This window comes from Dyadobacter sp. BHUBP1, from assembly GCF_050587785.1.
In the GTDB taxonomy this organism is placed as follows: Bacteria; Bacteroidota; Bacteroidia; order Cytophagales; family Spirosomataceae; genus Dyadobacter.
Map to the genome: position 1 here is coordinate 1,302,862 of NZ_JBOBIH010000001.1, position 21,848 is coordinate 1,324,709.

General features: G+C 52.5%; 17 protein-coding genes. 8 read left to right on the plus strand and 9 right to left on the minus strand.

Annotated features, from left to right (window positions below; translation table 11 throughout):
* The first annotated feature begins 2 nt into the window (after positions 1 to 2).
* Positions 3 to 3,833, plus strand: coding sequence for a T9SS type A sorting domain-containing protein (locus ACQ4MZ_RS05365; RefSeq protein WP_430843552.1), 3,831 nt, complete (start codon positions 3 to 5; stop codon positions 3,831 to 3,833).
* Position 3,834: 1 nt separating this feature from the next.
* Here ACQ4MZ_RS05365 and ACQ4MZ_RS05370 read toward each other — a convergent pair whose 3' ends face one another.
* Positions 3,835 to 5,538, minus strand: coding sequence for a hypothetical protein (locus ACQ4MZ_RS05370; RefSeq protein ID WP_430843553.1), 1,704 nt, complete (start codon positions 5,536 to 5,538; stop codon positions 3,835 to 3,837).
* Between the two features lie 260 nt (positions 5,539 to 5,798).
* On the opposite strand from ACQ4MZ_RS05370, the gene ACQ4MZ_RS05375 reads away from it, so the two are divergent.
* From ACQ4MZ_RS05375 to ACQ4MZ_RS05385, 3 genes are all read left to right on the plus strand, one after another.
* Positions 5,799 to 6,191, plus strand: a complete 393-nt coding sequence (locus tag ACQ4MZ_RS05375; protein ID WP_430843554.1) for a hypothetical protein — start codon at positions 5,799 to 5,801, stop codon at positions 6,189 to 6,191.
* 98 nt (positions 6,192 to 6,289) lie between these two features.
* Positions 6,290 to 7,351 carry a cobalamin-independent methionine synthase II family protein gene (locus ACQ4MZ_RS05380; RefSeq protein ID WP_430843555.1) on the plus strand — a complete coding sequence of 354 codons (1,062 nt, stop codon included), beginning with the start codon at positions 6,290 to 6,292 and terminating at the stop codon, positions 7,349 to 7,351.
* Positions 7,352 to 7,617: 266 nt separating this feature from the next.
* The gene (locus tag ACQ4MZ_RS05385) at positions 7,618 to 8,169 is read left to right on the plus strand and encodes a carboxymuconolactone decarboxylase family protein (protein ID WP_430843556.1); all 552 of its coding nucleotides are present in this window, start codon (positions 7,618 to 7,620) and stop codon (positions 8,167 to 8,169) included.
* A gap of 49 nt (positions 8,170 to 8,218) precedes the next feature.
* Here the strand turns inward: ACQ4MZ_RS05385 and ACQ4MZ_RS05390 are convergent, their stop codons facing one another.
* Positions 8,219 to 8,971, minus strand: a complete 753-nt coding sequence (locus tag ACQ4MZ_RS05390; protein ID WP_430843557.1) for a hypothetical protein — start codon at positions 8,969 to 8,971, stop codon at positions 8,219 to 8,221.
* 166 nt (positions 8,972 to 9,137) lie between these two features.
* Between ACQ4MZ_RS05390 and ACQ4MZ_RS05395 the strand changes: the two genes are divergently transcribed.
* Both ACQ4MZ_RS05395 and ACQ4MZ_RS05400 read left to right on the plus strand, forming a co-directional pair.
* Positions 9,138 to 9,425, plus strand: coding sequence for an SDR family NAD(P)-dependent oxidoreductase (locus ACQ4MZ_RS05395; protein ID WP_430843807.1), 288 nt, complete (start codon positions 9,138 to 9,140; stop codon positions 9,423 to 9,425).
* A gap of 84 nt (positions 9,426 to 9,509) precedes the next feature.
* Positions 9,510 to 9,977, plus strand: coding sequence for a hypothetical protein (locus ACQ4MZ_RS05400; protein ID WP_430843558.1), 468 nt, complete (start codon positions 9,510 to 9,512; stop codon positions 9,975 to 9,977).
* A gap of 61 nt (positions 9,978 to 10,038) precedes the next feature.
* Here the strand turns inward: ACQ4MZ_RS05400 and ACQ4MZ_RS05405 are convergent, their stop codons facing one another.
* Both ACQ4MZ_RS05405 and ACQ4MZ_RS05410 read right to left on the minus strand, forming a co-directional pair.
* Positions 10,039 to 10,410, minus strand: a complete 372-nt coding sequence (locus tag ACQ4MZ_RS05405; protein WP_430843559.1) for a hypothetical protein — start codon at positions 10,408 to 10,410, stop codon at positions 10,039 to 10,041.
* Positions 10,411 to 10,509: 99 nt separating this feature from the next.
* Positions 10,510 to 10,965: a hypothetical protein gene (locus ACQ4MZ_RS05410; protein WP_430843560.1), complete on the minus strand. Its 456-nt coding sequence runs from the start codon at positions 10,963 to 10,965 to the stop codon at positions 10,510 to 10,512.
* A gap of 84 nt (positions 10,966 to 11,049) precedes the next feature.
* On the opposite strand from ACQ4MZ_RS05410, the gene ACQ4MZ_RS05415 reads away from it, so the two are divergent.
* The gene (locus ACQ4MZ_RS05415) at positions 11,050 to 15,435 is read left to right on the plus strand and encodes a CusA/CzcA family heavy metal efflux RND transporter (protein WP_430843561.1); all 4,386 of its coding nucleotides are present in this window, start codon (positions 11,050 to 11,052) and stop codon (positions 15,433 to 15,435) included.
* Positions 15,436 to 15,448: 13 nt separating this feature from the next.
* Complete coding sequence (locus ACQ4MZ_RS05420) at positions 15,449 to 16,609, plus strand: efflux RND transporter periplasmic adaptor subunit (protein WP_430843562.1); 1,161 nt, start codon at positions 15,449 to 15,451, stop codon at positions 16,607 to 16,609.
* Between the two features lie 69 nt (positions 16,610 to 16,678).
* Here ACQ4MZ_RS05420 and ACQ4MZ_RS05425 read toward each other — a convergent pair whose 3' ends face one another.
* The 5 genes from ACQ4MZ_RS05425 to ACQ4MZ_RS05445 form a co-directional block, all read right to left on the minus strand.
* Positions 16,679 to 17,281: a TetR family transcriptional regulator C-terminal domain-containing protein gene (locus ACQ4MZ_RS05425; protein ID WP_430843563.1), complete on the minus strand. Its 603-nt coding sequence runs from the start codon at positions 17,279 to 17,281 to the stop codon at positions 16,679 to 16,681.
* An 80-nt stretch (positions 17,282 to 17,361) separates the two neighbouring features.
* Positions 17,362 to 18,597, minus strand: a complete 1,236-nt coding sequence (fahA, locus tag ACQ4MZ_RS05430; protein ID WP_430843564.1) for a fumarylacetoacetase — start codon at positions 18,595 to 18,597, stop codon at positions 17,362 to 17,364.
* Positions 18,598 to 18,609: 12 nt separating this feature from the next.
* On the minus strand, positions 18,610 to 19,338 hold the full coding sequence (locus ACQ4MZ_RS05435) for a phenylalanine 4-monooxygenase (RefSeq protein WP_430843565.1): 729 nt from the start codon (positions 19,336 to 19,338) through the stop codon (positions 18,610 to 18,612).
* 18 nt (positions 19,339 to 19,356) lie between these two features.
* Positions 19,357 to 20,484 (minus strand): 4-hydroxyphenylpyruvate dioxygenase, encoded by a 1,128-nt coding sequence (gene hppD / locus ACQ4MZ_RS05440; RefSeq protein ID WP_430843566.1) that lies wholly within the window; start codon positions 20,482 to 20,484, stop codon positions 19,357 to 19,359.
* A gap of 172 nt (positions 20,485 to 20,656) precedes the next feature.
* Positions 20,657 to 21,817, minus strand: a complete 1,161-nt coding sequence (locus ACQ4MZ_RS05445; RefSeq protein ID WP_430843567.1) for a homogentisate 1,2-dioxygenase — start codon at positions 21,815 to 21,817, stop codon at positions 20,657 to 20,659.
* Positions 21,818 to 21,848: the final 31 nt, after the last annotated feature.

Below are 21,848 nucleotides of genomic sequence, written 5' to 3' on the forward strand. Positions count from 1 at the left end.
CAATGAAGCTATTATTTAACAAACGAATGCAATGGATAGCCGTAGCGCTGGGTTGGTGTTTGGCCATCCTGGACATTCCGGCGATTGCCGATACGTTCAACGTGACCCAAACGACCGATGGTACTGCCACTTTCCAGCTGCGTGGGGCCATCCTGGCTGCGGATGCCCTGGGTGGCGGACCGCATACCATTAACCTTCCGGCAGGTACCTACAATCTTACAATGGGGCCGATTGTATTTGGGTCACAGGCGCAGAATATCTCGATCGTCGGTGCCGGAGCTGGTTCTACTATCATCAACATGACAACCACAATGCAGGACCGTATTTTCCTGATCAACCCGCCGGGAACGATACAAGATGTGCAGGTTTCGATTTCGGGTATTCAATTTACCAATGGGAAGAACCCCGCCGATCACTACGGGGGAGGAGCAATACTTTGCGGAGGACCAAACAATGTCATTAGCATTACCAATTGCACATTCGACAACAATATGACCAATTTCCTTGGCGGAGGCGCTTTGGCGATGTCGGGAGGTGGTACGATGACCGTCGAATACTGTACGTTTACAAACAATAGGGTGGTCGCCGACGTATCGTCCGGTAACGGCACGGGAGGCGCCATTTCTATTGATTATTATGGAAGCGGATCAACCCCCGTTTCGGCAGGCGTCACCATTGCCAACTGCGTTTTCTCCAATAATTCCGTAGAAGCTTCTTTCGCGACCTCGGGCGGAGCTATTGGGCTGAGGGCCAGTTATTCCGATGCAAGTCCATCATTTTACGGGAAAATCGAGAAAAACCGGTTTGTTAACAATAACGTGGGGAATAGTACCAGCGGCGGCGAAGGCGGTGCTATTTCGATTTTCAGCAGCTTTGCGGTGGATATCCAGTATAACGCCTTTTCAGGAAGTATCGCGCAGGGGAGCAGGGAAGCGCTCTCTGTGCGGAAATTCGGTAACGGAGCTATCAATGCCACAAATAACTGGTGGGGATGCAATACGGACCCGCAAGCGCCGGGATCATGCAGCGAGGCCGCGAGGGTAGTAGGAACCGTAGGGGGCGGAACGCTCACAACCGGCCCGTGGTTGGTGCTGAAACCTGTTGTCGCAAATGCGGTTCTTTGCACGACTTCGCAAACCCAGACCCAAGTGGCCGCCAGTTTTTTGAATAACTCTGCCGGAACCCCAGTGCCAGTCGGTAACCTGACCACCGTGATCGGCTTGCCAGTTGGTTTCAATGCGATGAATGGCAGCATTTCGTCAGCAGAAAGTTCGATTCAGGCAAATGGAAAAGCAACGGCTACTTACACCAGCAGCGGCATTGGCAGCGGCAGCGTAAACGTAATAGGTGGCTACCTGACGAACACGGACGCCAACGCCCGGGCCACAATCCAGACGGGAACAGCTCCAGTTATCGGTACACATCCTGCCAAATTGACCACCTGTGCCGGCTCCGCCTCGGTTTCATTCAGCGTCTCGGCCAGCAGCCTTGAAACGCCGTCGTATCAATGGTACCGGGGTGATACGCCGCTGTCCGACGGCAGCAAATACAGCGGAACCCAAACGGCGACGCTGACGGTCTATCATATCGTTCCTGGCGACCACGGTAACCAGTTTAATGTGAAAGTAATCAATTCGTGCGGCGAAGTGACCTCCAACAGCGCAGCACTGAATGTGATCGCCGGCCGGCTGTACGTCGCGGCGGGCGCATGGGGTGAGGGCTCGGGATGGGGCGATGCGCTGGGAAGCCTGAGCGCAGCGCTGAATGCGGCCTCGGGTTGCCCGGGAATTACCGAGATTTGGGTAAAAACCGGCACTTACATTCCGACGGGCACGCCTTATAATACCACTCTTTTTGGGGTGCGGCACAATGCGTTTTATCTGCTGGATAACCTGGCGATCTATGGCGGTTTCGCAGGGAATGAAACGACATTGTCACAACGCAATCCGGGCCTCAATCAAACGATCCTGTCGGGTAACCTCGGGGTGGGTGACAATAGCGACAATTCTTATCACACGGTGGTCTCCGTCAATAATGGTCCCACTGCACTGCTGGATGGCTTCATCATCCGTGATGGAAACGGCAATGGTGTCGGTATCAGTCCCTCTATACGTGGCGCTTCGATTCCCGCGACCCAGGGTGGCGGGATGGTCATGTACCTTTCCTCGGCCGTGATTTCCAATTGTGTAATCACAGGAAACACTGCGGAGCAGGGAGGTGGAATACTCCTGGCCGGTGAAGGAATTTCACCCGGTTTTCGTAATTGTGTTTTCAGTGATAACTCAGCCACCAACGGTAGCGGCGGAGGTGTTTTTAACGCATATAAAACCGGAGCGACTTATCTGAACTGCACCATTGCCCGCAACTCTGCTTCGGCGCAGGGTGGAGGAGTATTTAACTTCCTGCTGTCAAACCCCGTTTTTGTCAATGCCGTCATATGGGGCAATGGCGCTTCGGAGGGCGCTGGGATGTATGATCAGATTGCAAATCCGGCAGTATCTTTCAGCCTGGTGCAGGGAGGGCACGCCGGGACCGGTAACCTGAGTTCGGATGTTCTTTTTGCTCATCAATCGGATCCGGATGGCGAAGACAACAAATGGATGACCGCCGACGATGGCCTCCGGCTTTCGCTTTGCAGCCCCGCTATTAATGCCGGGTTCAATATGGTTGATCCGGCGATCGATATTACCGCCCGGCCGCGTACTTTTGATCTCGCAACCGATATGGGTGCTTATGAGCTGCAGTCCTACCGTGACGGAAGTAGTTTATCTCAAAACGGCGACCAGGTTTTCCAGCCAATCACCGGCGGGACTACCAACGGTTTCGTCGCCGCGGGCTGTCGCGTGATCACGCAGGTGACGCCTGTGGGAGGTGCGCCCGTGAGCGGAAATGTGCGCGCGAAGACATTCGTGGAGGCAGGCGTGATCACGGGGAGTGCAATCAAATTTGTACAACGTCACTATGAAATCCTGCCATCCGACAATGCGGCTAATGCTACTGCACGAGTTAAGCTGTTTTTTGAACAATCGGAGTTTGATGCCTTTAACCTGGCGGTCGGTGGCTCGAAACTGCCTGCGTCCGCTTCGGACGGTACGGGCATCGCGAACCTGCTTGTGGTCCAGTACCACGGTACTTCGGCCACGGGACAGCCCGGGTCATACAGCGGGGGCATTACAACAATTAACCCCGACGATAACGATGTAATATGGAATGGGAGCCTGAACCGGTGGGAAATCAGTTTCGACGTAACCGGTTTCAGCGGTTTTTTTATCAGTAATGCCGATCCGCTGCCTTTGAAGCTGGTTGGTTTTACGGCCAAAGCAGTTGAAAATACAACGCAACTAGAATGGCTGACTGCGGAGGAAGTGAACACAAGCCATTTTGAAATTCACCGCAGCGCAGATGCCCGCCATTGGGAAATTCTGCCGGAGCAGCCCGCTGCTGTGGGGAGCGGAGGCCACCGCTATAATTCAATCGACCACGAGCCCATGGCCGGCTTGAATTACTATCGTCTGAAAATGATCGACCGCGCGACGGATCGCATGGATGGCTCTTTCGCATTCAGCCACATCGTCGCGGTGGAGCATCGTAATGCGGTCCCAATGCGGATTTACCCTAATCCGGCGGGCGCGCTATTGCAAATTGAAAGTACCGGGGCAGGTCAGCTTACGGGTAATGCAGAGTTATTGAATGCGCAAGGGACTGCGGTTATCCGCAGCAAACTCGCGAACGGAAAGGCGGAATTGCATGTCGGGCATCTAACCAAGGGCATTTACCTCCTGCGCGTGCAGGGGAGCGCAGGCATTCAAACGCAAAAAGTGGCGATCCAATAGGTCAGATATGCATTACTACCTCTTCCAGACTACGGTCGTCGGGGACGTCGATCTTTTTCAGCAAGCGGTATTTGGTAGTGCGCACGGCATGGCTGCTGATTCCCAGCGTAGCCGACATTTCCTGGTAACCCAATCCCAGTTTAGCCAGCGCGATAAAACGGATTTCGCCCTGGGTAAGGTCGGGAAACTTCTTGCGCAGCCGGTGGAGGTAATCGCCATGGACCTTGCCGAAGAGTTTTTTGAAATAATCCCAATCCTCCTGTGTCAGGATCGTGCTTTCGCGCAGTTGCATCAGGGCCTCGGCATCTGGGCCCTGCTTGTTTTCCAGTATTTCGATCTGCCGGCTTTTCTCAGAAATATTACGGGCAAATTCATTAAGCTGTAACGCGGCGTTTTCCAGTTCTTGTTCTTTTTGCTTGATTTTCAGCTCTTTTAAATGCTGCTCCTGGCGGTGCCGTTTTCGCTGCGTGGTGTATACATATATTGAACCAGCCGCTACGATGAGCATTAATGCGAGTGAAAGGTTGCGTTCGGTGATTTTAAGTTTTTTCTCTGAATCAGCCTTCTCCATTTCTGAACGATGCGCTTGCAATTCGATCTTCTGATGGGCGCGCATCATCAGTTTGGCATTGTACTTGTTGGTCAGACTGTCGCGGGCAAACAATGCGGAGTCCAGGTAGGCTCCGGCGAGCCCGGCTTTGCCCCTTGCCGCGTATACTTTTACGAAAATAGGATAGAGGTCCTGGAAGTGACGATAACGATCGGGATAGGTGTCGCTCAGGTACCTGCGTGCAAGTACTGCCAGTTGCTCGGCTTTATCGAATGCGTTATTTTTCAGGTAAATATTGGCTTGTGTAATGAGCGATTCTGCCGCCAGCCCGAAGTCTTTTTGAACAACAGCCTCGTCGATATTGGCCTGCAGCAGCGGTAAGGCGGCCGCATAATCGCCCCGGATATAACTGTTTTCGCCTAATCCGCCCTTCGCAATGGCGGCCCAGAACTTGTAATTGCCCTCCGACTCCCTGCGGATCACCCGCCTGAAATAATGATCGGAGGAATCAAGGTTACCCTGCTGGCGATAAATAACGCCGATCGTATAAAGCGCGGAGTTGTGCCCGGCGTGCATATCCGGGTTGATTTTCAATGCGAGCACTTGCCTGAACAACAACAGCGCTTTTTTGTAATCCGAAAAATTGTGGTAGGCATGCGCAATATTCGTCAAATGGTAAGTCTTGTCGGGAAGCTCCTCACTGCTGACCGTGTTCAGCAGAGCTTCCTGTTTGATAAAAGTTTCAAATGCCAGCTCGTAGTTCTTGACATCCGCCCAATAGTAATCTCCCAGCACCTTATGTGCCCGTGTATTGATCTGAATATTATTTTGTGCGGCAGCTCTGGCTGAAAGGTCTTGGAGCAGGGTTGTAATGCGGGTGCTTTGGCTTTTGTACCAAAATGTGAGGTAATAGGCTTTGAGCAGATCGGCCTCCAGTTCCAGGTCGCTATCATGATTCTGCACCGCAAACTCCTTCAGTGAAGTGACCGACGCAAACGCGGCAGTTGTATCCCGCATATTGAGGATGTTGACATACACAGTATCCAGGCTTCTGAAGCGCTGGGGGTAGGTTTTATGAAGTAAATGATTCCATTGGGCGAATGCAGGGGCCGTATTCAGCACCAGCAAAAACAGGAGGGAACGGAATAGCTTCATTAGTTCAGTAACGGGAGTCTGTCCCGACAGAAGGCGGATCAGCGAATAAAGGGTTTATCGGAGTAAATCTAACACTAATCACTTTTGGATACATGGAGGTTTTGTATAGAATTAGTTTGCGGTTGTGAGCTTGATCCGGTAAGTTTTTCAAACTGAACTACCTGAAATGGGATTTTTTATAAATTGATTTAAATGAAATGAATAATTGCTACAACGAATGATGCGGTATTCTTGTAGATTTAAGGTACATCTTCTTATTTATGAAAACGGTTGCCGGCCTTGGTCTGTTAGTACTGCTGCTATCCCATTCGTTGGGATGGTCGGTAGCAGTGCTTTTTGCAGGTAAGACGGCTGGTAGTACGGAACGGAGCGAAACTTTGCAGTCAGAAGCGTCGGCCTGGCACCGGTTTGCGGAATTGTCGGAGCATATGCGGGAAATGCAGCTTGCCAAAACGCCGCTTACACCTCTTGGAAGCGTCTTGAAAACGTTTGGGGATCTGGCAAAGACTTATCTGCCGGGCACGCATATCCACAGTGACTGGGTAGGGGAGATCGACTTGCCTCCTGCGGCAGTCCCTTTTGCGGAACCATTTCACATCGCCGTGGCCGGTGTGTCGAACTGTGCCACGCCTCCACCGGAAATGATCGGATAACATATTTTGAAATGCACTGCCACGGCTGGGGTACTCGTATTCCCCCGGTGCTTGCGTGCACATGTGTACCTATTCATTCACGTATCATTTCTTTCAAAATGGCAACTATACCTACCGAGCCGATCGGAAGTATTCCGCGGCCCGCTTACCTGCAACAAGCCATGCAGGCTTATGCCCAGGCAGAAATTTCCTCCGACGATCTCGCCCGGCTTTTTTCACAAGCCACCCGCGAAACCATCATATCCCTGGAAGGCACCGGCTCACCGGTCATTTCCGATGGCGAACAGAGCAAACCCAGTTTCGCCACGTACCCAATCCACGGCTTGCTGAACCTCGACGGCGGGGGCGTAGTAATCCCGTTTGAGGATGGGCACACGAGGCAGCTGCCCGTATTGACATCGGGGCCGTTTCGTTACCGTAATTTCGCGGTAGATTATCTTCGGGAGGCACGTAAACATACCGCATTGCCCGTCAAGCAAGCCGTTATTTCTGCTTCGGCAATGAGCCTGCTATACCCAGCTGGCGGCATCGACGGTTACCCGCAAAGCCAGTTTATCGCCGATTTGCTCGATCAGGCGGAGGCCGATATCCGCAAATGCCTCGACGAGCGGGCTTACAATGTACAGATCGATTTCACCGAAGCCAGGCTGGCCCTGAAACTCGATCCCAGTCAGGGGCTTTTACAACAGTTTATTTCGCTTAATAACCAGGTTCTCGATCGTTTTACTGCGGAAGAGCGGAGCCGGATCGGCATTCATACCTGCCCCGGCGGCGACCACGATTCGACCCACAGCGCCGATGTGCCTTACCAGGACTTGCTACCCCTGTTTTTTCAATTGAAGGCGGGCAATTTTTACTTGGAATATGCCGGAGAAAAGGACAAAGTTTCCGTTCTGGAATCGATCCGGCAGAATATCAGGCCGGGGCAGCGTGTATTTCTCGGCGTAACGGATGTTCTGAATGCCAGAATCGAAACGCCGGAGGAAATCCGTGACCTGCTCTTGCAAGCCGCCGAATATATTCCGCTCAATCAGCTCGGTTCCACTGACGACTGCGGTTTCTCGCCCTTCGCCGACGACGTTTCAACCGCCCGGGAGATCGCTTTCGAAAAAATCCGCGCGCGTGTGGAAGGCACGAGGCTGGCGGGAGCGAGGCTATAATTCGGATGGCCAGGGATTGTCAGTGTGGTCATGTGTAGTCATGTGGTAGTCAGGTGTAGCCATGTGTAGTCAGGTATTGTCAGGTGTAGTCAAGTATTGTCAGATGCTGATTTGACTCTACGTTTGACCATACCTGACCATTTACTGACAATATCTGACCATTCCGGACCTTACCTGACTACACATGACAATACCTGACCATTAATGACAAAATATGACCGCCATGACCACATCTGACCTTATCATTGACTCATTCACTTTTATCAATGCCACATATCGAATTTGAAAAAGGTTTTCCGGGCATTTTGGGCCCGATGCGGTTCAGTCCCCACACCGCCGAGCCGATGAATGCACTGGCCAACGCGCTGATGTGTTCGGACGAAGGATTAAGCCGTGGCGAACGCGAGCTAATCGCGACGTATGTTTCGTCCCAAAATGATTGCTTTTTCTGTCAGACCATCCACGGTGCCATTGCCAGCGCCTACCTGGAAGACGAGGACTGGTCGTTTGTCAAAAGTGTCAAGGAGAATTTTGACGAAACTGCACTCTCCGACAGGATGAAAGCCCTGCTGTCGATCGCGGGCAGCGTCCAGCGCGGAGGCAAGCATGTTACGCCCGAGCAAATCGCCCGCGCCCGCGAGTACGGCGCCGATGACCGCCAGATCCACGACACCGTACTCATCGCCGCAGCATTCTGCATGTTCAATCGCTACGTCGACGGGCTCGCCACCACTGCGCCGACCGACCCGGATGTGTACCGGGCCAGGGCAGTGAATGTGATGAAGAACGGGTATTCGGCGGTGAAGGGGTATGATTAAAGAAAGCTGCCCGTGCGGGACAGCTTTCTCCTGTTAAGATCCTTGTTCGTTATTGGAATATTTCCTTTACGGCGTTATCTCCAACAAAGATGTTGGCATAATGAAAAAATGATTGTTGCGATTCATAGTATGCAGCTGTCGAAGTGCAATAAGCATACAAATCGGCTTCCGTGCCTTTGGCCTCAAAAGTGATTGTTTTACTTACCCATTCACATTCTTTCCCAACGAGATCTATCAAGGCAATATTCGAAACCGGATTCAAATGAATGACATTGGTTATCTCTAGGCCTATGGCTGGTGCATATTGCGTAGGCTGTCCGTTGAGCATTCGGATGGTGCTGGCCCCAAGAATAGTCACAGCATATTTGTGGCCGGGTTTCAAATTCTTGATAGTCGTTTTTACACGTGATTCGGTGCTACCGGGCGAACCAAAGTTTCCTTTTTGGTACATGACAGTGATAACCTTGTTGGCATTCGGGAGCGGAGCAAGCAGGGGTGTCAGCCAAGGCGTAGAAGGGTCACCCCAAAGGTGGGTCACGGTGGACGTTCCAGTAGCATACTTTACCAGGTCGTCAGGATTGAACGTAATGTATTTAGACCAGCCAGGCGCAAACATGTTGTCACCCGCTGGACCATTGGTTGTGGGGATGTACGGGATGATAACTGGTATTCCATGAGCCGCGCTGAAACCGTTACTTAGTTTTTCCCTCTCGGGCTCTGCCACATTCTCCTGCGAACAACTACTCATCATCATACAAGCAGCCAGCGCCAATCCCCAGGGTAATTTTTGAATTAAAGTCATTTTTGAAAATTGATTTACGTGTAAAAAAGTGATTTTAAGTGGCTGTAAAACAATGCTGTTTGAATGACAGTAACCGGGACAGACCGGCCACCTACAGTGCATTGCACGGGACGCGGAGGCACGCCTGCGTAAGTAAGGCGGAAAAGGAAGTCTTGAAATCGCGGTTCTGAACCTTGCTAAGCTCGATGCTGTGCGCGATTTTGCCTATTCATTTATTCAAAAACATCATCGACTCGATATTCTGATCAACAATGCGGGCGTAATGACGCAGCCTCCTTCCATGACCGACGATGGTTTCGAGCTGCAATTCGGGGTGAATTTCCTGGGACATTATGCGATCGCCCGCATCGGCGAGCTGATGGATCCCTGGCAGGGGCATTGCCGTCGCTGTACGCGGCTGTGGCAATGGGCTGGGGAGGCTACAAAAGTCGTTTACCCGGCCGGCAATAGGTGAATGTTATGAAAATAGCCGGTTTTTATAGATTTTGGAAGGTTCAATTGGTATTTACATCAGGACTCTTAACATTTTCAGCCAGTTATGAAAAGACATTTCTCTGTATTACTTCTTGCCGCTTCGATGTTGGCAGCCTGTGGAAACCCGGAAGCCAGACAGGACGCAAAAGAAGCTCCCAACGAACTCGAAGGCACCTGGAAACTACTGAGCGGCACATTGATCGAGAAGGGCGACACGACGGTAACGGATTACACACAGAAGCTTTCCTTTATCAAAGTCATTAACGATAGCCATTTTGCCTTTTTGCAGCACGATCTGAACAAAGGCAAGGATTCCACTGCAAGTTTTTCGGCTGGCGGCGGAGCCTACACATTGAAAGACAGCGCCTACACCGAAAAGCTGGAATATTGTACCGCCCGCGACTGGGAAGGAAACGAGTTCCACTTCACGATTTCGATTCACAACGATACGCTGGTGCAGCGTGGCGTCGAGAAAGTAGAGTCGGCGGGTGTGGAGCGATTGAATATTGAAAAGTACGTGCGGGTGAAGTAATATGCAAAGAAAAAGCCGGAAGCAGCGCTGCTTCCGGCTTTTTTGTTTGATTTGCAAAACCTTATTTCGCGGGTTCCTTGGTTGCCGTGATCGGGAATTCGCCGTCTTGTGAAACGATTGTGCCACTCAGCTTCTCGCCGTCCTGCGTCATGGTCACGGTGAGGATGCCGCCCTGGAAGTCGAGTTTGAAGGTAACTTTGCCCTGGTCGATGGTCAGTTCCTTCATTTCCATACGTTCCTGCTGACCTAGGTAGCCCGTGGTTTTGTCGTTCTTTTGTTCGAACGTCATGAAGCCGGTTTCATATTCAGGTGGCACGTTGGAAACGGTATATTTCCAGGTTCCGATAAGATCGTTGGCTGTTTTGAGGTTTTTGGCAGTTACAGCGAACATCGTAACGGCCAGGATCATGGTTAGCAAATACTTTACTTTCATTGTGTTGATGGTTTATGCGATTGGTTACTAAATGGAATGGCATCAAATTTAGAAAAAAGCAAATAGGTTGCGATCCCGGCAATGTTATATTTTCAGTAACTAAATTACTATCGGTGTTAATGGCTGATTAACGGCAATGCACTGCTTACTTGCCGCGAATTTGTTTTTGCCTACCTGTTGCATTCGCATTTCCCCTACTTTTGAGGCATGAAGGTCATCGTTGCATATCTGCTGGCGTTTTGCGTGCTCGCGCTCTCCTGCATTCCCTGCCAGGACGAGGCCCTGCCGTTGCCTGATAGCAACGGAACTGAGGCCACGGCGCTCGCTACGGCCGCCGGAGGCTCCCACCGGGAAGCAATTGACCTGTGTTCTCCCTTTTGCATTTGCGCCTGCTGCGCAAGCGTGACGATCAGTGCAAACGTCGCCGCTCTGCCCGAAAACGCTGTTTCCCAACTGATACCACCAGCAGGTTTCTCCTACCTCCAAATTCTGTACGGCGGCGATATGGCCGGCATCTGGCAGCCGCCGCAGGAAAGGGTATAATCCGTGCCCCAATGGGCAATTTATCGGACAAGTCGTTCGCCTGTTGCATTCGAGCATCCGGCGTGACGCGGTATATCCATTCTTTTTAAATCAGAAATGTTAGATAAAATCATTCATTTTTCGATCCACAATAAGTTGGTGATCGGAATATTCACGCTTGCCCTGGTGGCCTGGGGGGCTTACTCGCTTACCCGGTTGCCCATTGATGCCGTACCTGACATTACCAATAACCAGGTGCAGATCATCACCACAAGCCCGTCGCTGGCCGCCCAGGAAGTGGAGCGGCTGGTTACTTTTCCCGTCGAGACGGTGATGGCGACCATCCCGCGTACCGAAGAAATCCGTTCGATCTCGCGCTTCGGATTGTCGGTGGTAACCATTGTTTTTGAAGACGACGTCGATGTTTACTGGGCACGCGCGCAGGTATCGGAGCGGTTGCACAGTGCCGTGGAGCAGATTCCGCCTGGTTCGGGAACGCCGAGTCTGGCGCCGGTTACCACGGGTTTGGGGGAAATCTACCAATATGTTTTACATACCAAACCGGGTTTTGAAAACAAATATTCACCGATGGAGCTGCGCAGCATTCAGGACTGGATCGTGCGACGGCAACTGCTGGGTACCTCCGGAGTGGCGGATGTGAGCAGTTTTGGCGGCTTTTTGAAACAATATGAAATCGCTGTCGATCCGCTGAGGATCCGGAGCGCGGGAATTTCCATCGCACGTATTTTTGAAGCATTGGAACAAAATAACCAGAATACCGGCGGAGCTTATATTGATAAGAAGCCCAATGCCTATTTCATCCGCAGCGAAGGCTTGATAGGTTCGCTGGATGACATTCGTAAAATCCAGGTAGGAGAAACCGGAACCGGTCTGCCGGTGCTCATACGCGACATTGCGGAGGTCGGTTTCGGCAACGCCGTGCGGTATGGGGCCATGACGCGCAACGACGAGGGGGAAGTGGTAGGAGGGCTGGTACTGATGCTGAAAGGCGCTAATTCTTCGGAGGTAATCGGCAATGTGAAAGAGCGCATTGCGCAGATCCGTAAGAGCCTGCCCGACGGCGTCGTGATCGAGCCGTTCCTGGATCGTACCAAGCTGGTCAACAATGCGATAGGTACTGTTTCGAAAAACCTGGTCGAAGGAGCGCTGATCGTCATTTTTGTGCTGATACTATTGCTCGGTAACATGCGTGCCGGGCTGGTAGTGGCCTCGGTGATCCCGCTGGCAATGCTTTTCGCGGTCAGTATGATGAACCTTTTCGGTGTTTCAGGGAATCTGATGAGCCTAGGAGCGATCGATTTCGGGCTGATCGTCGATGGTGCGGTCATTATCGTGGAGGCCACCTTGCACCACATTGTTTCTAAACGTTACACGCATCGCCTCACCCAGGACGAAATGGACCGGGAGGTGTACGAATCGGCCTCCAAAATCCGGAATTCGGCGGCATTTGGCGAGATCATCATCCTGATCGTATACCTGCCGATATTGGCGCTGGTGGGAATCGAAGGCAAGATGTTCAGGCCGATGGCGCAGACGGTGAGTTTTGCAATCCTTGGTGCATTTATCCTGTCATTAACCTATGTTCCTATGATGTCGGCCTTGTTTTTGAGCAAGAAAAACGAATATAAGCCAGGCATATCCGATCGGATCGTCGGTTTTTTCCGGCGCATTTACCTACCCGCGCTGGATTTTTCGCTACGAAAAAAGTGGTTGGTCTCGTTCGTAGCCGTTGTGCTGCTCGGCGGGAGCTTCTGGCTCTTTTCGCGGATGGGGGGCGAATTTATCCCGCAGCTGGATGAAGGCGATTTCGCGGTGGAAATGCGCGTGCTTACCGGCAGCTCACTTTCCGAAACGATCGACGCTACGCGCAAAGGTGCAGCCGTGCTGCAAAAGAACTTCCCCGACGAGGTGCTGGAAGTCGTCGGTAAAATCGGCTCCGGCGAAATCCCAACCGACCCGATGCCCGTGGAAGCCGGTGATATGATGGTGATCCTGAAAGAAAAATCGCTTTGGAAAAAAGCTGGAAACAGGGAGGAGTTGGCTGAGAAAATGCAGGCGGTACTGACCGAATCCATTGCCGGGGTAACATTCGGGTTCCAGCAGCCTATCCAGATGCGTTTCAATGAGTTGATGACGGGCGTAAAGCAGGATGTGGCAGTCAAAATCTTCGGGGAAGACCTTGACGAACTCGCGCGCCAGGCCGCGCGTATAGGCAAGCTCGCGGGCGCGGTGCGCGGCGCGGAAGATGTTTATGTAGAGTCCGTGACCGGCTTGCCGCAGATCGTCGTTCGCTTCGACCGTGATAAACTGGCGCAGTTTCACATTCCGGTCGCCGAAGCGAACCGAACGCTCAATGCCGCATTCGCCGGTGCCGGCGCAGGGCTGGTTTACGAAGGCGAGAAGCGCTTCGACCTCGTGGTACGCCTGCAAAAAGCCGATCGCCGGAGCATTGACGACGTTCGGGGCCTGTTCGTTGCTAACGCGGAAGGCCAGCAGGTACCACTCGGTCAGATAGCAACCATCGAAATGCTGGTTGGTGCCAACCAGATCCAGCGCGAGGATGCCAAGCGTCGCATTACCGTCGCATTCAACGTGCGTGGCCGGGATGTGGAAAGTATTGTGAATGAACTGCGCGGGCGCATCGACCGGGAGATCAAATTGCAGCCGGGGTATTTTGTGACTTATGGCGGACAGTTCCAGAATTTGCAGGAGGCTAACAGCCGCCTGGCCGTAGCGGTGCCGGTGGCATTGTTGTTGATTTTCGTACTACTCTATTTTACATTTCACTCCCTGCGGCAGAGTCTGCTGGTGCTCACGGCCATTCCTTTTTCGGCGGTTGGCGGCGTGTTGGCGCTCTGGGTACGAGACATGCCATTCAGTATTTCGGCCGGGATAGGCTTTATCGCATTGTTCGGGGTGGCGGTATTGAACGGGATTGTGCTGATCGCGGAGTTTAATATGCTTCGCAAATCGGGCGAGGCGGATCTGCGCAAAGTGATTTTTGAGGGGACCGAAACGCGCCTGAGGCCGGTGCTGATGACGGCCCTCGTGGCATCGCTCGGTTTTTTGCCGATGGCGCTGTCGTCGAGCGCGGGAGCGGAGGTACAGCGCCCGCTTGCGACCGTGGTGATCGGCGGGCTGGTGTCGGCTACTTTGCTTACGTTGCTGGTCCTTCCGGTTTGGTATGGGATCGTAGAAAGGCGGTGGGGATCAGGGCGTGGCAGCAAAGTGGCGGTGGCGGGTACCGTCGTCATGCTGGCAATGCTATTGTCTGATCATGCCAGCGCTCAACAGATGGCGCCGACCCGGAAAATCTCACTCCGCCAGGCTGTGGATGAGGCATTGGAACGCAATATGCTGATTAAAGGAGATTTGTACCGCATTGGCTATCAGCAGGCGCTGATGAAAACCGCCGGCGATCCGGGCAAAACGGATTTGGCCTGGATGGGGGGGCAGTACAATAGTGTCAAGTTTGATAATCATTTTCTTTTATCCCAAAACCTGCCGAACCCTGTGGCAGTGAAAAAACGTAAATCGCTGCTGTCCGAAGAAGTGAATGGCGTGAAGGCAGCTATGGAAGTCACCAAAGCGGAACTCGTGAAGGAGGTCAAAATCAATTATCAGCAGCAGGTTTTACTCAAATCCCGCCAAAAACTGCTGGATGCCGAGCTCCTTCGTGCGGAGCGTTTCGTAAAGGCGGCCGAAATGCGATTCAAAACCGGAGAAACGAATCAGCTGGAATATGCTACGGCGCAAAGCCAGTTGGGGGATGTCCGTGCGCAGCGCATCCGGAATGAGGGCGATCTGCGCAATTTGCAACGGGCGTTGCAGACTTTGCTGAACAGCAACGCGCCTGCCGAAGCCGAAACGGACTCGCTTACACGCAGGAGCTTAGCCGCACCTGCGCCCGACACCGCCGCGCTGAGCGCCAATCCCTACCTGCGCTTCCTCGCGCAGCAGGTAGCAGTGGGAAGCAGGCAAACCGCCTTGCAAAAGGCGGCCCTATTACCTGAGTTTAATATCGGGTATTTCAACCAGTCGCTCGCGGGCTTTCAGAACACGGGCAGCGGAGAAGTTTTCTACGGCTCAGGCAAGCGTTTTCAGGGCGTGCAAATAGGTGTGCAGTTGCCGATTTTCAATGGTGCTTCCAAAGCCAGAATCAAAGCCGCTCAGATAGGAGAACAAGTCGCAAGAAACGAAGTCGAGACGGCGCGTATGCGGCTCGGAAGTGATCTGGAACAGGCGATCCGAAGCCTGGAAACAGCCCGGCAAAATCTCGATCTGTATGAAACCGGTACGCTCGTGCTGGCAGGCACCATTCAAAGCAACGCTACCAAAGCTTATGAATCGGGCGAGATCGGGTATATCGAGTACGGACAGGCGTGGAACCGCGCACTGAGCATCCGCCTCAACTGGCTCGATTTGCTGAGTGTTTACAATCAATCGGTTATCCAAATAGAATATTTTTTAAATGAGCAGTAATCCGAATATATCGATGAAAAATATAGTATCAGGTCTGGTACTTTTCCTGGTAATAGCTGCCTGCAAGCCGGGGAGCGAAAAGGAGGCCGCGGAGGCAAGGGGCGAGCATGCTGCGGAGGAAACCAATCATGTTGAACTCACAGCAGCCCAATATGAAACTGCAGGTGTTGAAACGGGCGGGTTTTCTGTCAGGAAACTGAGCGGGACGGTCGCGGCGAACGGGGTCATCGACATTCCGCCGCAGAATCTGGTGAGTATTTCAGCACCGCTGGGCGGGTTTGTACGCAAATCGGAGCTTTTGCAGGGAATGAAGGTGCAAAAAGGCGAAGTGCTCGCGGTGATCGAAAACCCCGATTTTATTCCCATTCAACAGGATTACCTCGAAACACGCAGCAAGCTGGAGTTCGCAGAGCAGGAATACCAGCGCCAGAGCGACCTCAGCAAGGAAAATGTGAATGCGCAGAAGGCATTGCAGCAATCTGCGTCGGAACTGAAAATGTTGCGCGCGCGGCTGGCAGGCTTGAAGGAGCGCGTCCGTACCGCGGGTGTGGATCTGGCCGGGCTGGAAAAAGGGAATATTACGAGTGTTGCCTCTATTCGTTCTCCGATTGCGGGTTCGGTGACGGTCGTGAATGTGAACCTGGGCAAATACGTGAACCCAACGGACGTCATGTTTGAGATTGTAGATACCGATCACCTGCATGTGGAACTGTCTGTTTTCGAGCAGGATATTCCAAAAGTGAAGCTGGGACAACTGGTGCGGTTTCGCGTGAGCAATAATCCGGCACAGGAAGACCTGGCCAAAGTTTACCTCATCAACCAGAAAATCAACGACGATCGTACCGTGCGGGTACACTGCCACCTTGAAAGAGAGGACAATAACTTGCTGCCGCAGAATTTTGTCAAAGCCATTATCGAAACAGGCGCCAATCCGGTGAATGCATTACCAGATGAAGCCGTGGTCGATTTTGAAGGGAAATCTTATGTTTTTGTAAAAGACCCCAAAGGCGAAAGGAGTTTCGATATGGTGGAGGTTACAAAAGGTATCTCGGAAAATGGTTTCACAGAAGTAAAAATGCCGGCCGGCGCCGCTGAAAGCCCTCAGTTTGTGTTGAAGGGAGCCTATACATTGCTTTCGAAGCTGAAAAACTCGGAAGAGGAGGAAGGACACTAAATTGTTGATCAATCGGTAGCCGCGCTGGGTTAATCGCGGTGCGGCTGCCCTAGCGCGGCTACCGATTGATTATGCTTTGATGACCCTTACAAGTGTCTGTACCGTTGCCAACACGTGGTCCATATTGCCGTAATCATTGGTAGCCTTTGAAAACATTACTCCGCCTTCGATCAATGCGATAATGGAAACGGCCATTTGTTCAGCATTGACGTCCTGGCGGAATTCGCCGGCTTCGGTCCCTTTTTCGATAATCTCAACAATGTTCTTTTTCCAGCTGAACAATGCCTTGGCGGCACTCAGCTGCAACGGGACATTGGTATCGTCGGCCTCCACTGCCGTGTTCAGGATGGGGCACCCCCCGCGATCGCCTACACTGGAGATCACATCCCTGTACACGCGGCCGTAAACCATCAGTTTTTCGAAATAAGTCTCCGCTTTTTTTAGCTGCGCCTGTACGGTGTTGAATACCAGCGACCGGTTATATTCAAATACAGCCAGCGCTACTTCCTCCTTGTTCTCGAAATTTCCATAAATGCTGCCCTTCGTGAGGCCGGTTGCTTCGGTAATGTCCGACATGGAGGTGCCCGCATAGCCTTTCCGGTTGAAAATCTCGGCGGTTTTCTCAATGATGAAATTCCGGGTGCGCTCGGCTTTGGTTGTTCCTATGTTCATATAACAAATATACCAATTGGTATTTATTTTTACAAATAGGCGGGATGTCGATTTTACTCTTAAAATCGACTGGTAAAAAGTTAGCGGAGCGCCGGGAATACTTTTCCTCTTAATTCCCCGAATCCGATCCGGATATCACCCTTTTGTCCAAAACCGCGCATGATCACTTCATCGTGATCTTCCAGAAATCGCCGCTCGATGCCTTCACGGAGTTTTACAGGTTGAGTGCCGTTACGGGTGGATTCCAGCAAGCAGCCTTTTTGGGTAATACTGCTGCCGCTGATGGTCCCGGTGGCGAGCAGATCGCCCGTTTGAAGGTTGCAACCCGTGACAGTGTGATGAGCGATTTGTTGCGCGGCAGTCCAGTAAATGCCGGCCGCATTGTTTTGGCATACTAAAAATTCCCCCGAACCTTCGGGTTTAATACTGACCGAAAGGGAAAGATCGAAGTTCTGACGCGGGTGGTGCGTAAGGTAGGGAAAGGGCTCGGGCCGCTGTGCGGGCGCGGGTGTGCGAAAATGCTGCAATGCTTCCCAGGTAACGATCCATGGCGAGATGCCCGAAGCGAAGTTCTTGCTCGTAAATGGTCCCAGCGGCTGGTATTCCCATCGCTGAATATCGCGCGCCGACCAGTCATTTAAAAGCAGCACACCGAAAATGTAGTCTTCTGCCTCGTCGGCGGGAATAGGCTCGCCCATAACCGAGTCTTTACCGATTACAAATGCCAGTTCGAGCTCATAGTCGAGTGCATTGGTCGGCTTGAAGGCAGGCGTGCCGTTTGACTGGCCGATTTGCCCCCAGGGCCGTGGTACCGGCGTGCCCGAAATGACGATGGAGGAAGCGCGACCATGGTAGGCGACCGGCAGATGCTTCCAGTTGGGAAACAGCGGGTTGTCGGGCCGGAAAAGCTGCCCGACGCTGAATGCGTGCTCCTCGCTCGAATAAAAATCCGTGTAGTTACCGACTTTGAGGGGCATATGCATTTGCACTTTTTTCTGTGGGATCAGCAGGTGCTCGGCAAGCTGTTTCAGATCCGACTGGTGATCACACAATGCTGTTTGGATGATTTTACGCACGTATTCGGAAAAACCACGACCGAGTGCCATCACATCATTCAGCACCGGCTTCCTGAATGCACTTCCTGCCTCGGGATATTGCGGAAACATATTCAATGCATAGGCAGCCGCCAGGTCCACGACCCAGTGGCCAATGGCCAGCCCCGCGCGGGCAGGACGTTCATCGCTGAATATGCCGAAGGGCAGGTTATGGATCGAAAAATCGGAATCGGGTGCGACCGGAAGCCAGGATTGTAACATTATGGCGGAGATTTAGGCTTGTTGTGCCAGATAGGCTTCCAGTAACGGCTCAATACCTGTCACAGACTCATAAAGCTGGTCGTAGGACCGGATCACAAAATAGTGGTCCTGGTACCGGTCGATATGGTAGGGCGTGTCGAGCACGAGGGCAAGGTCGAAATCGATTTTCGGTACATCGTGGCCCAGGCAATAGCGGCTTTCGCCGGAGGAGGAAATGATACCTCCGCCATAGATTTTCAACGCGCTATTTTCGCGGATCAGCCCGAATTCGACAGTGTACCAATACAGCCTCGAAATGCGCTGCAGAATTTCCTCCTGATCGATATGTTTCAATGCGACCTCGCTCAAATGCGCCATGAAGTCGCAGAACGCCTGGTTGCTCAGCAGCGGTACGTGCCCGAATGTGTCATGGAACATGTCCGGTTCTTCGAGGTAATCGATTTGCTCCGGTTTTCGGAGCCAGCTTGTCGCGGGGAACTGTCGGTTGTATAAATGCGTGTAAAACTCGCGGTGGGGGATAAGCCCCGGTACCACGTATACTTCCCAGCCTGTCAATGCGCGCAGTGCCGGATTGGTTTCATCTTCGAAATGCGGGATATGGTCGGCCACGAACCGTACCTTGTCAATCCCGTCGAGATAAGCCCGGCTGGCAATGTGCGGAAGCTGCTCCATCTGCCGTTTGAAAAGCTGTTTCCACATCCGGTGGTCAGCTTCGGTATATTGTTCATACGCCTGGTTCATGATTGAAAAGGGTTTGCATTAAAGTGTACCACGCAGCATCTGCTCGCGCTCGATCGCTTCGAACAATGCTTTAAAATTGCCTTTCCCGAATGACTGCGCGCCTTTTCTTTGAATAATCTCAAAAAACAGGGTAGGGCGCGGCATGACCGGCTTGGTAAAAATCTGTAAAAGGTATCCCTCATCGTCGCGGTCGACGAGGATGCCGAGTTCGCGGAGGCTTTCAATGTCTTCGTCGATATGTCCTACGCGGGCGAGCAAATTATCGTAATAGGCAGCGGGAACGCGAAGGAACTCCACACCGCGGTCGCGCAATGCGCGTACGGTATCGACAATGTGGTCTGTGGCTACGGCGATGTGCTGCACGCCGGGGCCACCGTAAAAATCAAGGTATTCCTCTACCTGTGATTTCTTTTTCCCTTCGGCCGGCTCGTTGATCGGGAACTTGATACGCCCGTTGCCGTTGCTCATGACCTTGCTCATCAGCGCCGAATATTCAGTCGAAATGTCTTTATCATCGAAGGAAACCATCATTTTGAACCCCATCACATCCTCGTAAAACTTCACCCACCGGTTCATTTCGTTCCATCCCACGTTTCCGACCATATGATCGATATACCGCAGCCCGACCGGCTCCGGCGAATGTTCAGGTTGCCAGGGCACGAATCCGGGGAGGAAAACGCCGTCGTAATGCTTCCTTTCTACGAATATGTGCACGGTATCGCCATAAGTACATATCCCGGATTTGACTGTCTCTCCAAAATGGTCTTTCTCCGTGACTGGTTCGAGAAACGGTCTCGCGCCCCGACTGACGGTCTCCCGGTAAGCCGTTTTAGCGTCATCAACCCATAATGCAATGGCTTTTACGCCGTCACCATGGCGGTCTATATGCGCGCCGATAGACGTGCCGCCGTGCAATGGCGAGGTAAAAACGAGCCGGATCTTATCCTGCACTACCACATAGGATTCACGGTCGGTAAGCCCGGTTTCAAGCCCGGCCATGGCCAGCGGCTGAAATCCGAATGCATTCCGGAAATAATGTGCCGATTGCAGTGCATTGCCTACGTAGAGTTCTACATAATCCGTACCGTTAATCGGCAGGAAGTCGGTCGATACGGGCGGGGCGGATGGTGCTGTTAGGGTGGACATGTTGATGAATTTTGAATGACTGAATGACTGAATGATTGAATGAGTGAATAAGTGGATGAGGTTAATCCCCGAATAGATTGTTGAAAAGACATTCAAATGACAACACCTGACAACACTGCCAATACCCGACCACTCTTGACTATTCCTGACCATTCCTGACAAAGTCGCTACGTCACGATTCTGCCCAGCTGCCAAAATACCGCCCGTCGTCGATGGCCATTGCCTGTTCGGTCAGCATCAGGGGCCGGAAGGTATCGACCATCACGGCAAGCTCCTGGGTCTCTTTTTTGCCGATGCTCCGTTCGTATGCACCCGGGTGCGGGCCGTGCGGGATACCGCCCGGATGCAGCGTAATATGCCCCTGCGCGATGTCGTTGCGGCTCATGAAATCACCGTCGACGTAATACAGTACCTCGTCGGAATCGATGTTGCTGTGGTTGTAGGGCGCTGGGATGGCCAACGGATGGTAGTCGTAGAGCCTCGGACAAAACGAGCACACTACGAATGCGTCGGTCTGAAATGTCTGGTGCACCGGCGGCGGCTGGTGAATGCGGCCGGTAATGGGTTCGAAATTGTGGATCGAAAACGCCCAGGGATAATTGTACCCGTCCCAGCCAATCACATCGAACGGATGGGTTTCGTAGGTTACAGGGTGGATATGGCTTTGCTTTTTGATCTTAACCAGAAAATCACCGTGCTCATCGTAAGTCTCCAAATCCCGGGGGAGAATGTAGTCCCGTTCGCAGTATGGCGAATGCTCGGTGAGCTGTCCGAAATGGTTTCGATACCGCTTGGGTGTATAAATCGGCGTATGCGATTCGAGGTAGAGCAGGCGGTTGTCGGGCCCGTCGAATTCGATCTGGTAAATAGTGCCTCGGGGGATCAATACATAATCACCATAGGTAAACGGTACCTGCCCGAAAGGTGTCCGCAGCTTGCCGGAGCCCCGGTGGACGAAAAGCAGCTCGTCGGCGTCGGCATTCTTGTAAAAATAGGACATAGGCGCGCCGGTAGGAGCAGCGAGGCCCAGAATGAGGTCGCGGTTCACGAGCAGGGGCGTGCGGCTGTCGAGGTAGTCGGCGGCAGGTTTTACATCGAAGCCTATCAGCTTCCGCATGGTCATATTGTTGGCTACCGCAATGCGCGGCGCCACATCGTAAGGTTCGCCGAGCGATTTCACTTGAGTGGGCCGCCAGGTGTGATAGAGGAGGGAAGACATGCCTTCGAAACCGATGGTTCCGAAGAGCTCTTCATAGTAAAGCCCGCCGTCAGTTTTGCGAAACTGCGTGTGCCGTTTGGGCGGGATGGTTCCAAGTTGTTGATAGATCGGCATGTGCTTCGCGATTGTAAGTTAGCCAATAGTT